Here is a 24,888-nt window from a genome sequence, read left to right as displayed (position 1 = left end):
TATTATGACACATACCCTTCACCACTTTACCGATATATCTATTTTAACTCCACAAAGAGCACGTGCTCTTATCGATTATGCAAAAATCCTCAAAGCTGCCTTTAAATCAGGAGAAAATTTAAAACCTTTTTCTGGTAAAACACTAGCAATGATTTTTGAAAAGCCTTCTACACGAACCCGAGTTTCTTTTGATCTTGGCATGCGTCAGCTTGGTGGAGAAACAATCATGTTAACGGGATCTGAAATGCAGCTTGGTCATAGTGAAACAATTGCCGATACAGCACGTGTACTATCACGCTTTGTAGAAGCCATAATAATACGAACCACAGCACATCATCGGATGCTTGAATTAGCGCAATATGCGCAAATTCCTGTCATTAACGCTCTTACAGATGACACACATCCTTGCCAAATTTTAGCAGATATCCTTACCTATGAAGAACACCGTGGCACTATTGCTGGCAAAACATTTGCTTGGATGGGAGACGGCAACAATGTTCTTCATTCTTTAATCGAAGCAACAGCTCTTTTCAATTTTCATCTGCATATCGCTACACCGCAAGGAAGTGAACCCCAAGAAAAATATATAAACTGGGCACGCGAACGAGGAGCACATATTATGCTCACTCATAATCCTCAAAAAGCTGCTGAGAACGTTGATTGTATTATTACCGACACATGGGTTTCTATGGGACAAGAGTTTCGTGCCCAAAATTATTCCATTTTTCAACCTTATCAAGTCAATGAAGCTTTAATGGCATGTGCCAAACCTGATGCTCTTTTCATGCACTGCCTCCCTGCTCATCGTGGTGAAGAAGTTGTAGACGCTGTAATCGACGGACCACATTCTGTTGTTTTTGATGAAGCTGAAAATCGCCTGCATGCTCAAAAAGCAATCCTTTCCTGGTGTTTACAAGATGCGTTTTTTCAACCCAATAATTTATGAAATAAACTTTAAAAAGCAAAAATATGAACAACGAAGACAAAAAATCTAAAGATCAAATCTATTTAAATAATTTTTATCAGAATGAAGATGATACCGTTATTCCCTTTCAAGTCGAAGAACTAGATATTCGTGGACGCGGTGTACAACTTGGAGAAAGCTTAAATTCCATTCTCACCAAACATCAATATCCTGATCCTGTTTCTTATCTTCTAGCAGAAGCTTTAGTTACAACTGTTTTACTTGGAACATCATTGAAATTTGAAGGAAAATTTATTTTACAAACTCATTCTGAAGGACCAGTCAATATGTTAGTATGTGATTTTGTTCCTCCCTCAAATTTACGTGGTTACGCTCGTTTTGATAAAGAAAAATTAAACCAGGCTATAGCGAATGGTAAAACATCTTCAGAAATGCTTCTTGGAAAAGGGACTTTGGCTTTCACTATTGACCAAAGCTCCTATACACAACGCTATCAAGGAATCGTCGCCTTAGATGGTTCAAATTTTCAAGAAGCTGCTCGTACTTATTTTAACCAATCAGAACAAATACCTACTGATCTCCGTTTAGCAGTTTCTACCTTAATTAACCATAATAAACAGGACAAAATACAAAAAAGCTGGAGAGCAGCAGGGCTTTTAACTCAACTCTTGCCCAAAGCTTCTCCTTATCATACACCATGCCAAACAAATACAAAATTAGACGAAACAAAAAACTGTATCCAACTCGAAAACCAATGGCAGGAAGTAAAAGCGCTCACTGCAACCATTGACAGTGAAGAACTTACAGATCCCCAAGTTGGTATTAAACGATTACTTTTCCGCCTTTTTCACGAACGAAGTGTAAAAGTTTTTCAAACCTTTCCTATAACAAATCGGTGTTCTTGCTCACGAAAAAAAATTAAAGAAATATTAGAAAGCTTTTCTGTTGAAGAACGTGCTCAAACAATAGAAAATCAACAAACTTCTGTTACCTGTGAATTTTGTTCAACGGTTTACTATTTCAAACCAGAAGAACTTTTTCAAATATAAAGCATAAAATAATTATTTCTGTAACAGACAAATTTTTTTCTATTTAAAAATCTTATGCTAAAAACCACAAACTTATTATAAATTTTATTGCGCATAATTATTAATTGATATATTTTTCATATTGTCTTTTTGAAATTTGGAATATTTTATTGATGCGGAGATTTAAGATTCTAAATTTATTTTTTATTTATTACAAAATTTAAAAACTTTTTTGTGGAATTTTTCATGAATATTATACTGTAAAATGAAATGATAAAAATTTTAAAATGTAAATGTAGTTACCTGTTAAAAATTTAAGGAGAAGGTTATTAATGAGAGAAGTTTAATCTTCTTAAAGGTAATTTAGTGCTAGTAATTTGAAAGCAATTGCAACAAATGAAAGAAGACATTTCAGTATCGTTCCATAACTATAATTATCAAAATGATTATCAAAATAGTTTCACGCTAAAGAATAAATATAGGGTAAAATGCTATGAAACATTTGAGATGATATGTATACATAATGTAATACAAGCAATCGTTAATCTATACTACGAGCCTCTGCCAAAACAATTTGATTCCTCTTATTTAAAACATATTCATATGTGTTTGTATCAAAAAACGTTTGAGTGGGCTGGACATACTCGTGACGTTCCATTTATGTTTCTCGATGGAACAATCGCCTGCCAACCAAAAGTTAAAAAAGTAATTTCGAATACTTTTTTTGCAATTGGTGAAGAAATTCAGACAGGTCTTAAAGAATTTGACAAAATGCTCGTTGAAAAAAACAATTTGCGAGGTTTGTCACACGAAAAATTTGCCATTGAAACAGCAGAAATGTTTTCCTTTCTCAACTATATACGTCCTTTTAAAAAAGGAAATGGACACACACAACGTTTTTTCTTTCAAAGACTTGCCCAAAATGCAGGTTATACACTCGATTTTTCAAAGATAACAGAAGATGAAATGCTAAATGCTTGTATTAGTGCACTACGAGATAACGACTTAAAGCCTATGCATTCTATATTCAAAAAAATCACTTATCTAGAGTGCAGACTACGTATTACTTCGGATAGACGACGCTTAAAACACTTAGGATACAATACTCATCCATACATGCGCTAAATAGGTTTACATTTTTTCTCTTTGCAGAAAACGACGTAACTGAATATAAAGAGTGCCACTGCCTCCATGTTTATGAGCTGCTTGTCCAAAAGCCTAGACATAATATTGAAAAACAGGTGTTGATAACCAATAAGGGACAAATTGGCACAAAACGCCATTGCTTCCGTGTGAATGACCCTTTCCTGTTATCACTAGAACATAACGTAATCCCCAACGATGAGATGATTGTAAGAATTCTTTTAAACAACGATACGCTTCATCTTGTATCAAACCATGAAGGTCAATACGCGCTTCTATACGACAGAGACCTTTTGCAATTTTACGATGCACAGTATGATCAAAACACTGCATTTTCTTTGCTTTAATTATTTTTTTCTTTTGCTCTTTAACTATCGTTGGCTTCTGCTTCTGTTGACTTTCTTGAAAAAGTGGGACTGTTGTACGACAAACCTGCTCCCATAAAAATAGTCTTGAGAAACCAGTGGATTTTTTTCTTTCATCCTTAGTCATTAAACTCTTTAATCTCGTGTAATTTTATGAAAAATCTTCTATAAACCAATAATAATTTTAATTTTCATCTTCCGTTGCAAAAAGCTTCCAATTTGGATTTTTAGATGTAATATTGCGAACGAAAGTCCAGATATCTCTAATTTCTATAATAGCTTCAGGATTCCCTTCTATGCATTCTTCTTGTTCATTATAAGTTGCAGAAATAATTTCACTAACAATACGTACTGTTAAAAACGCTTCTTCTTTTTGCATTTCTGCTGCAATAAATTCAATCTTACTAATCCCCACAAAAGTAAATTGAATTCTTTCATTATTTTTTTCGCGTAGTTCAATAGCCTCACAAAAACTTTCAAAAACATCCGATGAAAGATGTTCTTTAAGCTGATTGCGATCACCTTGCGCAAAGGCTGTCATAATTATTTCGTGGACAATTTGAACACCATTCACAAAAAATTGAGGAGAAAAAGAAGGATCAAACTGACGAATAGAACGCAAACCACTGTTTAATTTGCTTCCTTCTGATGCAATGGCATCAATTTCGCTAAAATCGCTCTTTTGTGAAGAAGATTGGTCGGGTAAAGAAACAATCTTATCGTTCTTTTCTACTTCAACTGGCTTTTTAGTATACCCTGAATAAGAATCAAAGGGAGGCTTTTCAAAACCAATCCGTTTTCCTAGTACATTCCGTAGTTGCACAAAAACTACAACTACTATAATAAGAGCTATTATTAGTACGATGTCAAATTCCATGAGTGTTGTCAATCTCCCAGCGTTAAATGATTATCATTGCAGTCAATATCATTGATCAATAAACATGTAAAATAAGTAAATCTATTATTTAAATAATGTTTATGACTCCCCAATTTAAATTGAGAAAATAATAATATAATTTTCTTAACAAAAAACTTGAGAAGGATATCTTCATTTGAAAAAATTTTATCATATAAAGTCTCGATTTTTTTTAATTATAGTTCTCAGCGCTCTCTTTTTTGAAATCTCTGGCTTTATTATTGTTGGAAATGAAATTGGAATTCTAGCGACTTTGAGCTTAATTCTTTTAACAATGATGAGTGGAATTATTTTATTGCGTATGAAAGGTATAGGTCTTATAAAAAATATACAAAGTAAACTCCTTCAAGGACAGGCACTAGAACATTACATAGCTAATGATGCACTTATTATTCTTGGTGCCGTTTTGCTTACTCTTCCAGGTTTTATAAGCGATATTTGTGGAATATTACTCCTTATAAAACCAATTCGTGTTTTTATCTGGAATCTTTTTTTATCCCTTATTAATAAAACAAATTCTAACGCACAAAACAAATCTGAAAAAATAATTGAACTTAACCCGGAAGATTATCAGAGCTATAAGACCGAAAAATCTCCCTGGCACAAAAATAACGATAATAACCAAAATACAAAAAATAATTAAAGATAAAGAGAGCATTTCTTGCAACCCTTTGCAAGTCATGGTAACTTCTTTTAAATTTACAATAGCAATATGTGTATTATAATGAAAGGTTTGTAGTATGGCCGAAGGTGAAATACATAATAATAGTGGAGAACCAGTATTTGCTGTTTTGACCCAATATTTAAAAGATTTTTCATTTGAAAATCCGCACGCACCTCGTTCATTACGCCCACGGGAAAAAGCGCCACAAATTGATGTTAACATTAATGTCAACGCCAATCCAATTGGTGATGATAATTATGATGTTGTACTATCCCTTTCAGTTAAAACTAAAGATGATACCGAAATACTATTTCACATAGAGCTGATTTATGGCGGTATTTTCCACATTAAAAATATTCCACAAGAGCATGTAATGCCGCTTGTTTTTATTGAATGTCCACGTCTTTTATTTCCTTTTGCTCGGCAAATTATATCTGATGCTACACAAAATGGTGGTTTTCCTCCCTTGTGGATTGATCCGATTGATTTTGCAACGATGTTCCAAAAACGAGTTGCCGAAGAACAAAAAAATAATCAAACGCAACCCTCTTAAAAATTAGCTTGTAACATTACATAAAATTTATTTTTATTTCTTTCATTATAAAAGCCCTTGAAATATCAAAGGCTTTTATTTTTTTGAGCAATTTTTTCTGCATGATAAGCAGCCAAAGTTGCAATATTAACGATATCTGTATCGCGTCCACTAAACGATACAATTTGTACAGATTTCTCCAATCCAATTAAGATAGGGCTAATAATGGTTGCTTCACCAAGTTCTTGTAACATTTTGCTCGAAATTGAAGATGAATGATATCCAGGCATTACTAAAATATTAGCCGGTTCTTTTAATCCCATAAAAGGATATTGTTGCATCAATTTCGAATTAAGAGCTACCTCAGCACTCATTTCTCCATCAAATTCAAAGTCAACTTTACGTTCATGTAAAATATCAACAGCTCTCTGAATATCTTGCGTAACTTGACCCTTTATATGACCAAAAGTAGAAAATGCTAAAAATGCTACCCGTGGTTGATATCCAAATTCACGCACAAAAAAAGCTGTTTGTTCAGCAATATCAGCAAGTTCCTCAGCATTAGGATGCTCATAAACAGCTGTATCAGCAATAAACACAGTGCGTCCGCGACAAATAGCTACTGAAATACCAATTAATCGTTCCTGTGGTTTTTCATTAATCACTCGTCGTATATCTACCAAGGCCGTTTCATAATTGCGTGTTACTCCTGTAATCATTGCATCAGCATCACCCAAAGCTAACATACAAGCAGAAAAATAATTACGATCATTATTGATAAAACGATGACAATCACGCAACAGCCAACCTTGACGCTGCATCTTTTTATACAGATATTGAGCATAAGCATCTGTACGACAAGATAGCTTTGCATTCAGAATAGAAATTCCTTCACGCTCAAGATCAATTCCTGCGACAGCAGCAGTATCTTTAATTTGTTTTTCACGACCAATTAAAATTGCTTTTCCTAATTTTTGGTGAACGTAAGATACGGCCGCTCGCATGACCGATTCTTCTTCCCCTTCTGCAAAAACAATTTTCTTTGGTGCTTGACAAACATAATCATAAACACCACGCATCGTGGATGCAATGGGATCACGTCGAGCATTCAAATCACGTTCATACGCTTTTAAATCATGAATATGCTTTCTAGCAACACCGCTTTCCATTGCTGCTTTTGCCACCGCGATTGAAACAACTGTCAGTAAACGTGGATCAAATGGAACTGGAATAATATAATTGGACCCAAATTTCAGACGGTTTCCGTGATAAGCTTCTACAACACCATCAGGAACTTCCTCATGAGCTAATTTTGCAATAGCTTTCGCTGCAGCAATTTTCATGCTTTCATTAATAACCGTTGCACGAACATCAAGAGCACCACGAAATATATACGGAAAACAAAGAACATTATTAATTTGATTGGGATAATCTGATCGCCCTGTTGCTATAATAGCATCATCACGTACTTCTGCTACTTCTTCAGGTGTAATTTCTGGATCAGGATTAGCCATAGCAAAAATAATTGGTTGTGGCGCCATTGATTTTACCATCTCAGCAGTTAGTGCACCTTTCGCTGAAACCCCAAAAAACATATCGGCACCTTCCATCGCTTCAGAAAGCGTGCGTTTATCTGTTTTAATGGCATGAGCAGCTTTCCACTGATTCATCCCCTCTTCACGCCCTTCATAGACAACACCTTTTGTATCACACAACAAAATATTTTCAGATCGAAAACCCATTGCTTTAATGAGTTCAATACAAGCAATTCCTGCAGAACCTGCGCCATTACAGACTAATCGTGTATTTTGCATAGTACGCCCTGTTAAATGCAAAGCATTAATTACACCAGCAGCCACAATAATTGCTGTACCGTGTTGATCATCATGAAAAACAGGAATATTCATAAGTTCGCGTAAACGGCTCTCAATAATAAAACAATCAGGTGCTTTAATATCTTCAAGATTAATACCACCAAAAGATGGTTCCAAATACCGTACTAAATTAATAAAGCTTTCCGGATCACTCGTATCAATTTCTAAATCAATTGAATCTATATCTGAAAAGCGTTTAAAAAGAACTGCTTTTCCTTCCATTACTGGCTTAGATGCCAAGGCACCTAAATTACCTAAACCCAAAATAGCTGTCCCATTTGATATAACAGCAACAAGATTCCCTTTTGCCGTATAATCATAAGCCATTAACGGATCTTCAGCAATTGCTTTAACTGGAACAGAAACACCAGGCGAATAAGCAAGTGCTAGATCATGCTGTGTTGCCATAGGTTTTGTTGCAACAATTTCAAGCTTACCAGGACGATCGCCCCTATGAAAATCAAGGGCTTCTTGCTCATCTACACTATAAAATTTTTTATATGTTGTTTGATCCTGTTCATTTTTTTTCATTTCACTTACTTTCTTAAAAAACAGCATAAACTCTGATTAACAACAAATATAATGATTAAATTTAAAAATTTGATTCATATGCCAAAAATAATTATGCTCACTTTATGAAAGCATCTTATCATACGCTTTATTTAGAGGTAATAAAGATATACCTCGAAGTAAATAAAAAAGGATAATAAAACCTACATTAAAAGGAATAATCGTACTAAAATGGAAAAAGAGACTGAACATAAAAATGATTCACTCCAACGCCCTACGATTCCATCCAATACTCATCAAGAGCGCCTTACCCCTATGATGGAGCAGTATATAGAAATCAAAGCTGTTAATAGCGACTCTCTTCTTTTTTATCGTATGGGTGATTTTTATGAATTATTTTTTAATGATGCGATTGAAGCTGCTCAAGCCTTAGGGATTACACTCACAACACGCGGTAAACATTTAGGTCAAGATATTCCAATGTGTGGTGTTCCTGTTCACTCTGCAGATGATTATTTACAAAAACTTATTGCTTGTGGTTATCGCGTTGCCGTGTGCGAACAAATAGAGGATCCTGCAGAAGCAAAAAAGCGTGGTTCAAAATCAGTTGTTCAGCGCGATGTAGTCCGTCTTATAACACCCGGAACAATAACAGAAGAAAAACTTCTTGATCCAGCACGGGCAAATTACCTCATGACACTTGCTCGCACAACAACCCGTAGTAAAGAAGAATATGCTCTTTCCTGGATTGATATTTCTACTGGTATATTTCGAGTTACAGAAAGCCGTCATGAAAATCTCTTAACAGATATTATGCGTGTAGACCCACAAGAGGTGATTGTCGCTGATTCATTTTTCCATGATAAATCTCAAAAAGCTCTTTTCAATGTTCTCGGTAATATTATCTCTCCTCAACCAGAAAATCTTTTTGAGACCACCACTGCTGAACGAGATATTTGTCTTTACTTCAAACTCTCAACCCTTAAAGGCATTGCAGATTATTCTCACCCAGAACTTTCAGCCATCGCTGCTGCTATTCGCTATATCGAAAAAACACAAATCACACATCGTCCCCCTCTCATGCGACCTGAGCGTCAAAATGAAAGCACAACTCTTTTCATTGATGCAGCAACAAGATTTAGTCTTGAGCTCATTCGGACTACATCCGGTCAACGCGATGGGAGTCTCCTAAAAGCGATTGATCGCACCGTCACAGGAGGTGGTTCACGCCTTCTTGTCGATCGCTTAATTTCTCCCCTAACAACTCCAGTAGCTATCGATAAACGCCTTGATTCAATAGATTTTTTTCTACGCAATCCTTCTCTTGCAGAAGCTATTAAGCTTATTTTAAAAGGAGGACCAGATATGCCACGCGCAGTATCACGTTTAGCGCTTGGTCGAGGAGGTCCGCGTGATATGGGAACAATTCAGCGCGGTTTTGAAATCATCAATGAAATTAATCAGATTCTTAATAATGAGTTACTTCCTCAAGAAATCAATGATGTACGAGAGGTATTCTCGCACTTACCTGCCGCTTTGCATTTTCAGCTAGAACAAGCACTGGCTGACGATCTCCCTCTTTTCAAGCGGGACGGTGGCTTTATTCGTCCTCATTATCACCAAGAATTAGATGAAATGCGTAATTTGCGAGATGAATCACGTTGTGTTATTGCTAAACTCCAGGCGCAGTATGCTAAAGAAACAGATATTAAAACACTCAAAATTAAACATAATAATATTTTAGGTTACTTTATTGAAGTAACGAACTTACAAGCATCGGCTCTCACAAATACTCCACAAGCAAAAGCTCGTTTTATCCACCGACAGACAATGGCGAATGCCATGCGCTTCACTACAACAGAACTCGCCGAACTCGAAAGTCGTATTGCTCATGCTGCAAATCATGTTTTAACGCTTGAATTGGAAATTTTTGATAAACTTGTTGATGAAATTACCCAACAGATTGATTTCATTCGTCAAGCTTCTGAAGCTCTAGCTATTTTAGATGTATCTGTTGCTTTAGCCCACTTAGCTGAAGAACAAGGATATTGTCGTCCCAAAGTTGATCATTCATTAACCTTTCATATTACCGCTGGACGTCATCCCGTTGTAGAACAAGCATTACGAAAACAAGCTGCGGAACCATTCGTTGCCAATAACTGCGATCTTTCGGCACAAAACAAACACTTAGATGCAGACATTTGGTTGTTAACAGGCCCTAATATGGGAGGAAAATCAACTTTTTTACGACAAAACGCTCTCATTGCTATCATGGCACAAATGGGATCGTTTGTACCAGCCACTTCAGCTCATATTGGCATTGTTGATCGTTTATTTAGTCGTGTTGGTGCTTCTGATGATCTTGCTCGAGGACGCTCAACCTTTATGATGGAAATGGTTGAAACAGCAACTATTCTCAACCATGCCAGTAACCATTCTCTTGTCATTCTCGATGAAATTGGACGAGGAACGTCAACTTTTGATGGTCTTTCAATTGCTTGGGCAACAGTTGAACATCTCCATGAAATAAACCGTTGTCGTGCTATTCTCGCTACACATTTTCATGAAATGACGGCGTTAACAAAAAAACTTAATCGCCTTCATAATGTAACAATGAAAGTTAAAAATTGGAATAGTGATGTTATTTTTCTCCATGAAGTCACTAAAGGCACTGCTGATCGCTCTTATGGTGTGCAAGTGGCAAAGCTAGCTGGATTACCTGCAACAGTTATTTCTCGTGCAACAGATGTTCTGCATCAATTAGAACAAGGTGAAATGTCCGGAAAAGGTGATAAATTAATTGATAACTTACCGCTATTTTCTCTCAAAGCGACATCTTTAACAAATGAAAAAAATGATCAATGTTGCGCGATTAAAGATGCTTTAAAAAATATCAATCCCGATGAATTATCCCCTAAAGCTGCTTTAGAAGAACTCTACCGTCTCAAACAACTTGAAAAACAATGATTTTTAATAAAAAGTTTAAAAAAGATTCTACAATAATAAACTGCTATATTCCTAAAAGTTTTTTATACAGAAAGTAAATTGCATGACAATATCTTTAATTTGTATTAAAAATTCAAAAAATAACTTAAAATTATTTTCCATGCTCATAGCATAAGTACTCATATTATAAAAAATACAAGCGACAATACTGTTTGATTATTTTATTTATAATAATATTCAGAGTTTTTAGGTATTGAAATCATAAAATTTTCGACCATTTTATGAAGTTCTCTCAACAACTATAATTTACAATAAACAAAGCATTTTCATGAAAAATGCCAATACTCTTTCTCTATCAATTTCAAATATAAAATTGTAAATATATCCTTTATGAAGGAGCTTTTAGCTTATTATCACTATATCTCACCGTTATAAATAACGGAAAAACTTCATGATATTTTTATAAAGCTTTTTGAGTTTAAACAATAATGAAATGAATTTTACTAGAGACAACAAAGAAAATACGATTACACATCTCATTTTTCGATGAATAGACAAACTTTATTTTTGAATATCTATGTACTAAGAAAAATATTTGATCTTTTTGGTGGAGCTAAGCGGGATCGAACCGCTGACCTCTTGCATGCCATGCAAGCGCTCTCCCAGCTGAGCTATAGCCCCACAAAAAACAATAAACACTCTCCGCAAAGTTCTTAGAACGAGACAAACTGAAGATCAAGAAAAATCTATACCAATAAATAGAACATAATCTCTTCTTGCTTTTTTAAACATCATCATCGTTAGAAACACCATTGCCAAGGATATCAGTTACATCATCATCTTCATCACCTTCGTCATGAGACAAAAATGTATCATCATCAACAAGATCTACATCGTCATCATCCAAATCAGGGATCTCATCATCTTTAGACACATCGACATCTTCTTCAAGCAACATAAAGGCAGACTTCTCAAGTGCCGTATCAAGTTCTTCAGTATCAACCTCTTCTTCATTACTTACTTCAGCCGCTGCAACCTCAAAATAAGAACGCGGATAAGAAAGCCCTGTATAAGGCGACACGATAGGATCACGATTAAGATCATAAAATTTCTTTCCCGTTTCCGGGTCAACACGTTTGGTTCCAAGTTCTGGCTTTGCCATAGACCGTGCCTCTTTGGTTAGTTAAATTGCATTAAAACGAATTCCATGGTGCTTAAACAAAAAACAATGCACTTGTCAAAGACAAATACATAGTTCCACACGGATTTTCTCATGACGCTTATCAAAACATATGATAAAGGGCATCTAATTTTTTAAAATTTATATCTTACTAAATAAAGATTCGATGTATAAAGCAATACCAGCAACTGCTAAAAAATCAACAAATCTTTCTGGCATAATCAAAATGCCAGGAGATAAATCAATCTCCCATAAAGCACTTATATTAGGAGGATTGGCGCATGGAGAATCACATATTCATGGGCTTCTCGAAAATGATAGTGTTTTGCGTATAGCTACCATCATGCAAGCTATGGGAGCACAATGTTACAAAAAAAATAACCTTTGGATTATTCATGGAACCGGTAATGGTTGTTTACTACAAGCACAAACACCTTTAAATTTTGGCAATTCTGGAACAAGTGCTCACCTGATCATGGGACTGGTTAGCTCTTACCATATGAAAACGACTTTTCTCGGCAGTGCCTCACTCTCTAGATATCCAATGGAGCATATCCTTAATCCATTGCGTTTAATGGGAGTTGAAACTGAGCCAACTCTTGGTAACCACTTGCCTTTAACGCTTTACGGTCCCAAAATGGCTAACCCGATTCGGTACCCTATACCTATGGCTTCCGCCCCAGTAAAATCAGCAATCCTTCTTGCCGGTCTTAATACCGCCGGTACTACAACCATTATTGAGCAAACTCTTACACAAGATCATACAGAAAAAATGCTACAAGCATTTGGTGCTGAAATTGATATAAAAATAGATAAAACAGGCACACGTTTCACTTCTCTTAAGGGTCAGCCGCATCTTATTGGACAAATCATTAATGTTCCAGGTGACCTATCCCTAGCAGCTTTTCCAATTATTGCAGCTCTTCTTGTAGAAAATTCTGATATCACACTTAAAAATGTTCTCGTCAACGACGAGAAAATGGAATTCATCCAAACATTATGGGAAATGGGTGCTAAAATTGAACTCTTGAACCAACGCAAAACAGGTATAGAAAATATTGTCGATATACGCGTTAAATCATCAGAGTTAAAAGGTGTAACTGTACCAAAAGAACGAGCCTCATTAATAATTGATGAATATCCTGCTTTAGCAATAGCAGCAGCCTTTGCGAAAGGGAAAACAATTATCTCAGGAATTGAAGGGTTATTTTGTAAAATATCAGATCGACTTTCTACCCTTGCTGAAGGATTAAAAATCAATCATATTCATTGTGAAAATGGTAAAGATTTTCTTATTATCCATGGGAAAAATTCTACCAAAGATTTAGGAGGTGGGCGCGTTACTACACATTTTGATCATCAAATTGCAATGTGTTTTCTTATTTTTGGACTCGTCTCAGAAAAACCTGTTATGATTGATGATAAACAGATGATTATTACCAATTGTCCAGAATTTATTCCTTTAATGCATCAACTTGGAGGTCGAATCTATTGAAACCTTTTATTATTGCAATTGATGGCCTTTCAGCATCTGGAAAAGGAACTTTAGCAAAACAAATTGCTGCCTATTATCATCTTCACCATTTGGATACTGGTCTCACTTACCGCAGTGTTGGCTATTCGCTTTTAAAACGAAATTTACCCCTAGATGATCACATAAATGCTGTTGCATATGCTAAAGAGCTTGATTTTAACACTTTAGATCCAATTCTTCTCGGTTCTCTTGATATTAGCGAAGCCGCATCACAAGTAGCAACTATACCAGCTGTGCGTGAAATTCTTGTTTCCAAACAACGTGATTTTGCCCAAAAATTACCGGGAAGCGTACTTGATGGCCGTGATATCGGTACTGTTGTCTGTCCTCACGCAGATATAAAATTTTATATCCTAGCGAATGCTCAAATACGTGCAAAACGTCGATACCAAGAAATTCTAAAAAAAGGAGGAAAAGCAAACTATCATGAAATTTTGGCCAATCTTGAACGACGTGACAAACGTGATATGACTCGAAAATATCATCCTCTAAAACCAGCTAAGAATGCCTACTTGCTTGACACATCAGAATTGAGTATAAAAGAAGTATTGAAAACTGCTTGCGCCTTTATTGATCCTCTTATAAAAAAGCATGCCGTTAAATAAAATCATCAAGGTGATTTCCAGCCTAGCGCTTATCTTTCTTTTACGAAAAGGGAGAAGGTGTGGAGTTACCTCATATTAACACTAACCTAGCGCTTATACCTTTTGCAACATAAGGTATGTATCAGGAGTTCTCATGTCACAATACAATCCCACAACAGCAGATTTTGAAACCCTTTTAATGGAATCATTTCAAACGAATGACCTTAATGAAGGATCTGTTGTTAAAGGCCGCATCATTGCAATCGAAAAAGATATGGCCATTATTGATGCTGGTCTTAAAGTAGAAGGACGTATTCCACTTAAGGAATTTGGTAGCAAAAGTAAAGATGGTTCTTTACAAATCGGTGATGAAGTTGAAGTTTACATTGAACGTATTGAAAATGCGCTAGGTGAAATTGTCTTATCGCGTGAAAAAGCACGTCGTGAAGAAAGCTGGATTCGTCTTGAAGAAAAATTCAATGCTGGGACACGCGTAGAAGGCATTATCTTTAGTCAAGTTAAAGGCGGTTTTACGGTCGATCTCGACGGTGCTGTTGCTTTCTTGCCTCGTAGTCAAGTCGATATTCGACCTATTCGTGATGTTGCACCTTTAATGCATAATGCACAACTTTTTGAAATTTTAAAAATGGATCGTCGTCGTGGTAATATTGTTGTCTCACGTCGCGCTGTCTTAGAAGAAAGTCGTGCTGAACAGCGCTCAGAAATTGTTCAAAATCTTGAAGAAAACCAAATTGTTGAAGGTATTGTCAAAAATATAACAGATTATGGAGCCTTTGTTGATCTCGGTGGTATTGATGGACTTTTGCATGTTACAGATATAGCATGGCGGCGTATCAACCATCCATCTGAAGTTTTAACAATTGGCCAAACTATTAAAGTTCAGATCATTCGTATCAATCAAGACACGCATCGTATTTCGCTTGGAATGAAACAACTTGAAAACGATCCATGGGATAATATTAACACTAAATATCCAGTCGGTAAAAAAATTACTGGTGCTGTTACAAACATCACTGATTATGGTGGTTTTGTTGAAATCGAACCAGGAATCGAAGGATTAATCCATGTCTCTGAAATGAGTTGGACAAAAAAGAATATACATCCTGGAAAACTCCTTTCTATATCACAAGAAGTAGAAGTTGTTATTCTTGAAATTGATTCTTCTAAACGCCGTATTTCGCTTGGTTTAAAGCAAACATCTGAAAATCCTTGGGTAGCTTTTGCGAATAAATACCCAGTGAATTCACAAATTACAGGCGAAATTAAAAACAAAACAGAATTTGGTCTTTTCATTGGTCTTGAAGGTGATGTCGATGGTATGGTTCATCTTTCTGATCTTGATTGGAATCGTCCTGGTGAACAAGTTATTGATATTTACAATAAAGGTGATACTGTTCAAGCTGTTGTTCTTGATGTTGATGTTGAAAAAGAACGTATTTCTTTAGGAATTAAACAACTATCCAGTGACAAAATGAGAGAAGCAGCAGCGTCTGGAGAATTACGGAAAGGTGCCACTGTTACATGTGAAGTAATAGACATTAATGAAAATGGTGTTGATGTGAAGCTTATTGAACACGATCTTGAAGTCACCATCCGCCGTACTGATTTGGCACGAGATCGTGATGAGCAACGTCCTGAGCGTTTTGCTATTGGACAAAAAGTTGACGCTCAAATCACTGCATTTGACAAAAAAAACCGTAAGCTTTCAGTCTCAATCAAAGCCTTAGAAATCGCAGAAGAAAAAGAAGCTGTAGCTCAGTATGGCTCTACAGATTCAGGAGCTTCTCTTGGTGAGATTCTCGGCGCAGCTTTAAAAAAGCAAGAACAAGATTAATCATGAAATAAAAGGCCACTAATTATATAGTGGCCTTTTATTCTTCATTAGAGAATCTCTTTTAATCCCTTAATTTTTGACAAGAAAATTCAAAGCTTAAAAAATGAAGTGTTCACTTATTGAGAGAAAATACCAATAGTCTATTGAATAAATAACACATCATCGAATAGTAATAGAATATTATGGTCCCCAAATTACATCGCATGAAGTGGTTTTCTTCCCAAAAGACAAAAATTCACTCTCTCGATGAAATTAGTTTGCCTATCCGTTCAACTAACAAATCAGAAGAAGAGCTTTATAAGTTAGGCTACACTATAGCCTCTGACCAAAAAATCTTTCTTCCTGAATATAAAGAAGAAGAAAGTAATTTTCGCAAACGATTAATTGAAAATTCTAAACTTATTCTCCATGTCTTTCACATCAATGACGTTGCTGCACGAAATAACGAAACAATTGCACCATCCGCCCAGTGGCTTATTGATAATCATTACACCATTGACAAAACTATACAGGAATTACGCTGCAATTTTTCTAAATCGTTCATCAAGCAACTCCCCTTTTATGAACAAAAAAAAGAAATTCCACGTATTTTTGTTTTAGCTTGGCTTTATGTTGCCCATACAGATAGCAGATTTTCACAAGAAACACTAACAGCAATGGTTAATGGTTTTCAAAAAATTTGTACTCTAAAAATTAGTGAATTATGGGCTCTTCCTTTTGTTGTTCGTATAATCTTAATTGAAAATGTCCGCCGTCTTTCATTGCGTATTGAACAAGCACGCTATATGCGCTTTCTTGCTAATCAAGCAGCCGATAAAATCGCCCTTACAAAAAATGAAACTCAATTAAATATTCTCACCCTTTATGAAACACTAACCTCTCATTCGATTTTTTCAGCTCATTTATTTTACCGTCTGCGAGGTGCATCTTTTGATGCAACAATAGCGTTAACCTGGCTTGAAAAACAGTTGCATCTTCATGGCAGTAGTCCAGAAATGATAACAGCTGATGAATATACTCGTCAAACAACAGATGGTATCACCATGGGCAATATTATTCGTACTCTCAAAACTATGGATGATATTGATTGGACGGCATGGTTTGAAACAGTAAGTTGTGTAGACTTTATCCTGCGTAAAAATAGTGATTTTTCTGAAATTGATTCTCATTCACGTAATGCGTATCGACAAGTCATCGAAAAAATCGCCCATCGCTCCCCTCTTAGTGAGTTAGAAATTGCATGTAAAGCTGTAGAAATGGCAAAAACTTGTTCTCAAGATGTTGCCTGTAAGAATAATTTCTCTGTTGGGTGGTACCTGGTTGATGACGGACGCCCTATTTTTGAAGAAGCCTGTCAATATAATCCATCATTTCTAACAAAATGGATTCAAACTTATCATCGTTTAAAAATAGGAATTATTGCCATCCCTGTTTCTCTTTTAATGCTGGTTCTTTTGTCCACGATCTATATTTCATTACGAACATCTGGTCTCACACCATTAATGACACTCCTTTTCACTGCACTAGCACTTTTTCCTACTATGGATGCTACTTTTGCTTTTTTTAACACTGTTGTTTCATGGTTTGTTTCACCAAAACGGCTCATTGGTTATGAATATAAAGAAGGTATTCCTGAAGATGCGCGCACTATGGTTGTTGTCCCCACTTTAATCACATCACGTCATGATATTGATGAACAAATAAATAATCTTGAAGTACACTACCTTTCTAATCCCCAGGGAGCCATTCATTTTGCTCTCATCACAGACTGGGCAGATTCTCCATTTGAAGAAACACAAAACGACCTTGATCTATTGCACTATGCAAAAAAGGGTATTGCTCAACTAAACCAGCGCTATCAGCGTAATAACATTCCTTTATTTTTTCTTCTCCACCGTCGACGTCTTTATAACGCTCATGAAAAATGCTGGATGGGATGGGAGCGTAAACGGGGAAAACTTCATGAGCTTAATCTCTTACTCCAAGGAAATAAAAATACGAGTTTTTATGCTCCAGATCCACATCTTCCCATGGATTGTCGTTTTGTTATGACCTTAGACTCAGATACACGTCTAACTCCTGAAAGTGTCACTAAACTCGTTGGTAAGCTCAACCATCCACTTAATTGTCCCGTTTTTTCTGAAAAAAATGGAAGGGTTGTAAAAGGCTACAGCATTTTACAACCCCGTATTACATCTCCTCTCACAGCAGAAGAAGAAACATCAATTTTGCAACAGATTTTCTCTACCAATCGTGGAATTGATCCTTATGTCTTTAGTGTATCTGACATTTATCAAGATCTTTTGGGAGAAGGAACTTTTACCGGAAAAGGTCTTTATAATATCGATGCCTTTGAACAAGCACTGAAGAACAAAATCAAAGAAAACACTGTTCTTAGTCATGATCTTTTAGAAGGAAGTTATGCACGTGCTGCACTTGTCAGTGATGTAGAAATCATTGAAGATTATCCAACAGCCTATAACGTGGATGTCGCTCGTCATCACCGTTGGATCCGTGGTGACTGGCAGTTATTGCCTTATCTTTTAAACCACCATAGCGTGAGTCTCACTACGCGCTGGAAAATGCAGGATAATTTGCGCCGTTCTCTTACACCACTCATGTGGCTTGTTGCAGCAACAGCAGGATGGTCTTTTTTACCGTCAAAGATAGCAATTGTTTGGCAAATATTTCTGCTTTTTAGCCCCTTTATTGCATCAATTTTAGGTTTGCTTCGTACATTCATTTCCTCCAATAGCGATTATTCTTTACGCGGACAGTTACAATTAATTTTAAATAATATTTCCTCCATGGTCTTAGAAATATTGCTTAAAATCACATTTATAGCCCACTCAGCTTATTTTATGACTGATGCAATCATTCGTGCACTCTATCGCATGATGATTTCCAAACAATATCTTCTTGAATGGAAAACTTCAGCCACAATGAAAGCCATTCCCAATAGTTTAAGCTTCTATATCATCACTATGTGGCCAGCAGTATTTATTGGTATTATAGCTATAGGATTACCTCTCTTCTTTCATAATTCAACAATATTGATTGCTTTACCTTTTGGGCTTTTATGGTTTTTCTCACCGCTGATTGCATGGATTGTTAGTAAACCAATAACATTTCAAGATGTTCTTGATATATCTTCTGCAGATAAAAAAATACTGCGGAGCATTGCACGACGGACATGGCTTTATTATGCAACCTTTGTTGATGCAGAAAATAATTATTTGCCACCTGATAATTTTCAAGAAGATCCTGAACCTCTTGTTGCACGACGCACATCACCTACCAATATTGGCGTTTACCTACTTTCTATTATTGCCGCACGTGATTTCGGTTGGATTAGCTTTGAAGATACCATTACGCGAATTAAGTGCACATTAAATACTCTCGAAAAAATGGAAAAATTTCGAGGTCATCTTTATAATTGGTATGAAACAGATACACTTAAACCTCTTCTACCAACTTATGTTTCAACAGTTGATTCAGGTAATCTTGCTGGCCATTTAATAACGCTATCTTCCGCTTTAAACGAATGGGCTGAAGTACCTGATGCTTTTTTACAAAGCGATCTAGATGGCTTATTCGATATTAGTAATATTCTTGAAGAAATCTTAAAAGAAATTCCTGATAACCTTAAGTTTCTTCATCCATTCCCTCAACAGATCAAAGAGCATATTGCTCATTTTCACCACTCTGTTAGTGAACTCAAAGCAAAATCAGCAACTGTTATGAATATCTCTCATCTTTCGATTACTGCTCGTAACATTGTACATTTAATCAATGAACTGGATAAAATAATCCAAACAAAAGAATCTGCTCATATGTTATCCTGGGCTAAATGCCTGGTAGAAAACTGTGAAGCTTATAACCATGATATTACCAATAACTATGATATTAAAGAATTATGCAAAGAATTAAATACTTTATCTGAAAAAGCCCGACAAATAGCTTTAGATATGAAATTTGATTTTTTAGAACAGACTGAACGTCAACTTTTATCTATTGGTTATCGCGTACAGGAAAATAAACTTGATGAAAGCTGCTATGATCTTTTAGCTTCAGAAGCGCGTCTCTCAAGCCTCTTTGCTATCGCTAAGGGCGACATTAAATTTAAACATTGGTTTCGTCTTGGCCGATTACTTATCCCAATTGGTTGGAAAAGTGCTCTATTATCATGGTCAGGATCCATGTTTGAATATCTTATGCCTTCTCTCATTATGCATGAACCCTTAGGGTCCATACTCGATCAAACAAATCGCCTCATTATTCGCCATCAAATACAATATGCGCGCAAACGAGGATTGCCATGGGGTATTTCAGAAGCTGCATTTAATAGCCGTGACCATTTAATGAATTACCAATATTCCAATTTTGGTGTTCCAAGACTAGGGCTTCAACGTGGCTTATCACGCAACGCTGTTATTGCTCCTTATGCTAGTCTTTTAGCCGCACAATATATGCCAACTCAATCTATCGCTAATCTAAAATACCTGCGTAATCTTGGTGCTTTAGGAACATACGGTTATTACGATGCTATTGATTTTACTCCTTCGCGTGTACAAAAAGGAAAAAAATACGCTATCGTACGTAACTATTATGCACATCATCATGGCATGTCAATTCTTGCCATTGATAATGTTGTTTTTGAAGGACGTATGCGCAATCGCTTTCATCGTGATCCAATTATAAAAGCTGTACAACTCTTATTACAGGAAAGAGCCCCACGACAAATTCCTGTTATTCATACTAAAATCAACAATTCTATACATAAAAACTCTAAAGGTTTTGATGATATCCCTGCACGCATTATTACAAGTCCTCTTCTTCAACCTCGAGCAACTTTGCTTCTATCTAATGGTTGTTATTCCATAATGACAACAGCAAATGGTTCTGGTTATAGCCGTTGGCATAACTATGCTATCACGCGTTTTATTCCTGATGCATCCGAAGATCAACAAGGAACTCTGTTCTTTGTCCAAGATACGCATAATAAACGCTGGTGGTCTGTCACTAGTGAACCAACACGTATAGCTGAAGAAGAAGTGGTCAGTATTTTTACAGATGAAAAAGCTGAATATATAAAAACAGTTGATGGACTGAAATCAACACTTGAATGTCTTGTTACTTCTGAAGGTGACGGTGAAGGTCGACGTATACAGTTAATGAATACAACAAACAAAGACCGAATAATTGAAATAACTTCTTATGGTGAATTAGCACTCGCAACAATGAAAGATTACTTTACTCATCCTGTTTTTTCGCGAATGTTCATAGAAACAGAAATTCTTGATTCAGGTGGAACAATTTTAGCTAAAAGACGCAAACGCTCTCCTCATGATCCTAATATTCACGTTGCTCACTTTGTTACTGATCCATCAGGAATTATCCCAGAAGCAGAAGCAGAAACCGATCGTCGCATTTTTATTGGCCGTGGTCGATCTATTCATCACCCAATTATCTTTGACCAAAAGACTCGTTTCAAAGGTAATCAAGGGTGTGTTCTTGATCCGATTATCTCAATCCGTTGTCGTATAAAAGTTCCAGCACATGAAAAAGCAGAACTTATTTTTTGGACTTTTGCTGCCGATTCAAAAGAAACATTACAAAACTATATTGAATCCTATCGACAACCTGATATGTTCCAGCAAGCTTTATCAAAAGCATGGATGCATTCACAAGTTTCACTGTATCAAAAAAATATCAATCCTAGAGAAGCTATTACTTACCAAAAATATATAACGCCACTTATTTACCCTGATCGAACGTGGCGTCTTCCTCCGGAAATATTAGCAAAAACTCTTGGAAAACAATCTGATTTATGGCCAATGTCTATTTCAGGAAACTATCCTATTTGCCTTCTCAGACTTGATAATGAAACAGATATCACTGTACTTCGTGAACTGCTTAAAGCATATGAATATTGGCGTATGCGAGGTCTCATTGTTGATCTAGTCATTTTAAATGAACAGACATTTTCTTATCTACAAAATACACAACGCGCCATTGAATGGGCATGTGAGTCTTACCGTCACCGTACAAAAGAAATGGACGGACAACATCATATTTTTACCCTCCAGCGCGATAAAATGAATGAACAAAATTTTCAAACACTTCTCGCGTCAGCTCGCATTATCCTGCATGCTCAGAATGGATCTTTATCTGAACAATTGAAACGTATAGAAAATATTGATTCCGATTTAATTATTAGCAGTCATAGTCAAGAATCTAATAATAAATTAAACTACAAAAAATCTAATAAAAAAATACAAAAAGCCCCACAAATCAAACAGACCCTATTTTCTTCCATTGCTCTCATTGATCAACAAAACACTTCTTCTTTCCCCGTACCGAGTGAAGATTTGCGCTACTGGAATGGTTATGGTGGTTTTAATCACCATAACCATTACGTAGTCCGTCTGAATGGATGTCAAACAACGCCACATCCATGGATTAACATAATTGCAAACAATAGTTTTGGCTTTCATGTATCCGCCGAAGGATCACTCTTCACATGGGCTCATAATAGCCGTGACTATCAATTAACGCCCTGGAGTAATGATCCCGTTACCAATCGTCCAGGGGAAGCGCTTTATCTTGTCGATCGCCTATCTTTAAAATGCTTTTCTCCAGTTTCTGCCGTCGAATGTGATAATAAAGTCATTTATGAAGCTTGCCATGGTTTTGGGTTTTCAACTTTTAAATCTAAACATTCAGACATTGCATTAGAACTGACCCATACACTTAATGGAGAAAAGCCAATTCGTTTTTCTCGTCTTATCATTAAAAATGAAGGAGAAACACCACGTAGCTTACGCCTTTATAATTATGCCGAATGGGTTTTAGGAAATATCCGTACACAATACGCGCCCTTTATTATTCCCCATTATGATTCTAAACGTGGTGCACATTTTATTCAGAATCCTTATCACATTGAAAAATCTCAACAGGTTACTTTTTTATCAGCATCCGAAATGCCAACCAGTTTTACGACTAATCGTACTGAATTTATCGGTACAACAGGAACAATTCAGCACCCACAAGCTATTCGTAAAGCTGAACCACTTTCAAATATAGTAGAACCCGGTTGTGATCCTTGTTCAGCCCTCGCCTATGATATCGATTTACAACCAGGACAAACAAAAGAAATCATCTTCTATCTTGGCAATACTGAAAGCATACAACAAGCTAAAAAACTGCTTGATCAAGCTCGTAAAGATGATTTTCAAATTGTCTTTGCACAACAAAAACAACAATGGAATGATTTTGTTTCTCCACTACAAGTAAAAACTCCTGATCCCTCTTTTGATATTATGGTCAATCATTGGCTGCCTTATCAAATTTATGCATGCCGCTTAATGGCGCGCTCAGCTTTTTATCAAGCCAGTGGAGCATTCGGTTTCCGTGACCAACTGCAAGACAGTTTATCTTTATTATTGCTTAAACCACAATTAGCGCGTGAGCACTTACTAAATGCAGCAGCACACCAATTTCCTGAAGGAGATGTGCAACATTGGTGGCTTCCTGATACGAATGCTGGCGTCCGGACACTTATTTCTGATGATATCGTTTGGCTTGCTTACGGAACAGCTCTATATGTTCGCACCACTGGTGAGGATGCATTTCTTGATACCCCTGTTCCTTTCATCGAAGGCCCTCCCCTAGCCACAGGGCAACAAGATGCTTATTTCCAGCCTATACAATCCTCCAACATTACAACACTGTATGAACATTGTGCTTTAGCCTTAGATCTCGCTATTAAGCGCTGTGGCCCCAATAATTTACCCCTTATTCTAGGTGGTGATTGGAATGATGGTATGAACTTAGTGGGTATTGAAGGCAAAGGTGAAAGTATCTGGCTGGGATGGTTTCTAGGTACTGCTTTACAAGCATTCATTCCTCTCGCTAAAAATCGTAATGATCATAGCCGCGTACAAGCTTGGAGTGCATATTTAAAACGTCTCACTAAAGCCTTAGAAGAAAAAGGATGGGATGGTGCTTGGTACCGACGTGGTTATTTCGATGATGCAACTCCTTTGGGATCTAAAATAAATGATGAGTGCCAAATTGATGCTCTTGCTCAATCATGGGCTGTAATTTCCAAAATGGCAGATTCTAGCCGTCAAAAACAAGCAATGGCATCCCTGCTTGATCACCTCTATGATGAAAAAACTGGTCTCATACGTCTTTTCTGGCCACCTTTCAACAAAAGTTCCCTCGAGCCAGGTTATATTAAGGGTTATCCTCCTGGCATTCGAGAAAATGGTGGGCAATATACTCATGGTGCTATTTGGAGCATTTTAGCACTTGCTGAAATAGGAGAAGAAAATAAAGCTTACACACTGTTTTCAAAAATAAATCCTATCAATCATGGTCAAAATCCAGAAATCTATCGCGTTGAGCCTTATGTCATGGCCGCAGATATTTACACAGTTGAACCACATTGTGGACAAGGTGGCTGGACATGGTATACAGGCTCAGCAGGATGGCTTTATCATGCAGCAACACAAACGATTCTTGGACTTCATCTGCAAGCTGGAAAATTATTTTTACGCCCACATTTACCCTCCTTCTGGCCTGCATATGAAGCAAAAATGAAATTTCACAGCGCTGTTTATAAAATTACAATTAGACGAGCAAATAAAAACATGCTCAGTATTGACGGAAAAGAATACAACAAAATCGATCAAGGCATAAAATTAAAAAAAACAGGCAACCATGAAATTGTATATACTCTAGAATCATAAATAAAAAAGCTTTTTATATTGCTCAAAGCTCTAAAATTGTTATAGTTTACTCATTCCTTGTAATGATGCAGGATGC

Annotated in this window: 13 protein-coding genes, 1 tRNA gene and 1 pseudogene; 10 read left to right on the top strand and 5 right to left on the bottom strand. The window is 36.3% G+C overall.

From position 1 onward, the window contains the following. Positions 1–4: 4 nt before the first annotated feature. From argF to BA1379B_RS06605, 3 genes are all read left to right on the top strand, one after another. The gene (argF, locus tag BA1379B_RS06615) at positions 5–946 is read left to right on the top strand and encodes an ornithine carbamoyltransferase (protein ID WP_035006632.1); all 942 of its coding nucleotides are present in this window, start codon (positions 5–7) and stop codon (positions 944–946) included. 23 nt (positions 947–969) lie between these two features. Beyond that, positions 970–1,974 carry an Hsp33 family molecular chaperone gene (locus BA1379B_RS06610; protein ID WP_035005519.1) on the top strand — a complete coding sequence of 335 codons (1,005 nt, stop codon included), beginning with the start codon at positions 970–972 and terminating at the stop codon, positions 1,972–1,974. A 375-nt stretch (positions 1,975–2,349) separates the two neighbouring features. After that, positions 2,350–3,078 carry a Fic/DOC family protein gene (locus tag BA1379B_RS06605; protein WP_078692535.1) on the top strand — a complete coding sequence of 243 codons (729 nt, stop codon included), beginning with the start codon at positions 2,350–2,352 and terminating at the stop codon, positions 3,076–3,078. A gap of 6 nt (positions 3,079–3,084) precedes the next feature. Here the strand turns inward: BA1379B_RS06605 and BA1379B_RS06600 are convergent. Continuing rightward, positions 3,085–3,578: pseudogene (locus tag BA1379B_RS06600) on the bottom strand (Smr/MutS family protein). A 67-nt stretch (positions 3,579–3,645) separates the two neighbouring features. Then, positions 3,646–4,338 (bottom strand): Tim44/TimA family putative adaptor protein, encoded by a 693-nt coding sequence (locus BA1379B_RS06595; protein WP_078692534.1) that lies wholly within the window; start codon positions 4,336–4,338, stop codon positions 3,646–3,648. A gap of 175 nt (positions 4,339–4,513) precedes the next feature. On the opposite strand from BA1379B_RS06595, the gene BA1379B_RS06590 reads away from it, so the two are divergent. After that, on the top strand, positions 4,514–5,020 hold the full coding sequence (locus BA1379B_RS06590) for an FxsA family protein (protein WP_035005517.1): 507 nt from the start codon (positions 4,514–4,516) through the stop codon (positions 5,018–5,020). A 97-nt stretch (positions 5,021–5,117) separates the two neighbouring features. After that, the gene (secB, locus tag BA1379B_RS06585) at positions 5,118–5,594 is read left to right on the top strand and encodes a protein-export chaperone SecB (protein ID WP_035005515.1); all 477 of its coding nucleotides are present in this window, start codon (positions 5,118–5,120) and stop codon (positions 5,592–5,594) included. Positions 5,595–5,659: 65 nt separating this feature from the next. Here secB and BA1379B_RS06580 read toward each other — a convergent pair whose 3' ends face one another. After that, positions 5,660–7,978, bottom strand: coding sequence for an NADP-dependent malic enzyme (locus tag BA1379B_RS06580; RefSeq protein ID WP_035005510.1), 2,319 nt, complete (start codon positions 7,976–7,978; stop codon positions 5,660–5,662). A 210-nt stretch (positions 7,979–8,188) separates the two neighbouring features. Here BA1379B_RS06580 and mutS point away from each other — a divergent pair, with 210 nt between their 5' ends. Continuing rightward, positions 8,189–10,924 (top strand): DNA mismatch repair protein MutS, encoded by a 2,736-nt coding sequence (mutS, locus tag BA1379B_RS06575; protein WP_078673488.1) that lies wholly within the window; start codon positions 8,189–8,191, stop codon positions 10,922–10,924. Between the two features lie 584 nt (positions 10,925–11,508). Here the strand turns inward: mutS and BA1379B_RS06570 are convergent. Together BA1379B_RS06570 and BA1379B_RS06565 are read right to left on the bottom strand one after the other, a co-directional pair. Next, positions 11,509–11,584: transfer RNA gene (locus BA1379B_RS06570), tRNA-Ala, on the bottom strand. Between the two features lie 103 nt (positions 11,585–11,687). Further along, positions 11,688–12,065 (bottom strand): TIGR02300 family protein, encoded by a 378-nt coding sequence (locus BA1379B_RS06565; protein WP_035005508.1) that lies wholly within the window; start codon positions 12,063–12,065, stop codon positions 11,688–11,690. 184 nt (positions 12,066–12,249) lie between these two features. Between BA1379B_RS06565 and aroA the strand changes: the two genes are divergently transcribed. The 4 genes from aroA to BA1379B_RS06545 all read left to right on the top strand — a co-directional run bounded on the left by aroA (position 12,250) and on the right by BA1379B_RS06545 (position 24,812). After that, a complete protein-coding gene (gene aroA, locus BA1379B_RS06560) occupies positions 12,250–13,578 on the top strand; it encodes a 3-phosphoshikimate 1-carboxyvinyltransferase (protein WP_078673487.1) in 1,329 nt (442 codons plus the stop codon). After that, positions 13,575–14,222 carry a (d)CMP kinase gene (gene cmk, locus BA1379B_RS06555; protein WP_078673486.1) on the top strand — a complete coding sequence of 216 codons (648 nt, stop codon included), beginning with the start codon at positions 13,575–13,577 and terminating at the stop codon, positions 14,220–14,222. The genes aroA and cmk overlap by 4 nt, the downstream gene beginning before the upstream one ends. Positions 14,223–14,355: 133 nt before the next feature. Then, on the top strand, positions 14,356–16,056 hold the full coding sequence (rpsA, locus tag BA1379B_RS06550) for a 30S ribosomal protein S1 (protein WP_078692533.1): 1,701 nt from the start codon (positions 14,356–14,358) through the stop codon (positions 16,054–16,056). 182 nt (positions 16,057–16,238) lie between these two features. Further along, the gene (locus tag BA1379B_RS06545; protein ID WP_078692532.1) at positions 16,239–24,812 is read left to right on the top strand and encodes a GH36-type glycosyl hydrolase domain-containing protein; all 8,574 of its coding nucleotides are present in this window, start codon (positions 16,239–16,241) and stop codon (positions 24,810–24,812) included. The last annotated feature ends 76 nt before the right edge of the window (positions 24,813–24,888 follow it).

Source organism: Bartonella sp. A1379B, assembly GCF_002022485.1.
Classification (GTDB): Bacteria; Pseudomonadota; Alphaproteobacteria; order Rhizobiales; family Rhizobiaceae; genus Bartonella; species Bartonella rochalimae.
Note: the sequence above shows the minus strand (reverse complement) of the source record. Positions and strands in the feature narration are given on the sequence as shown.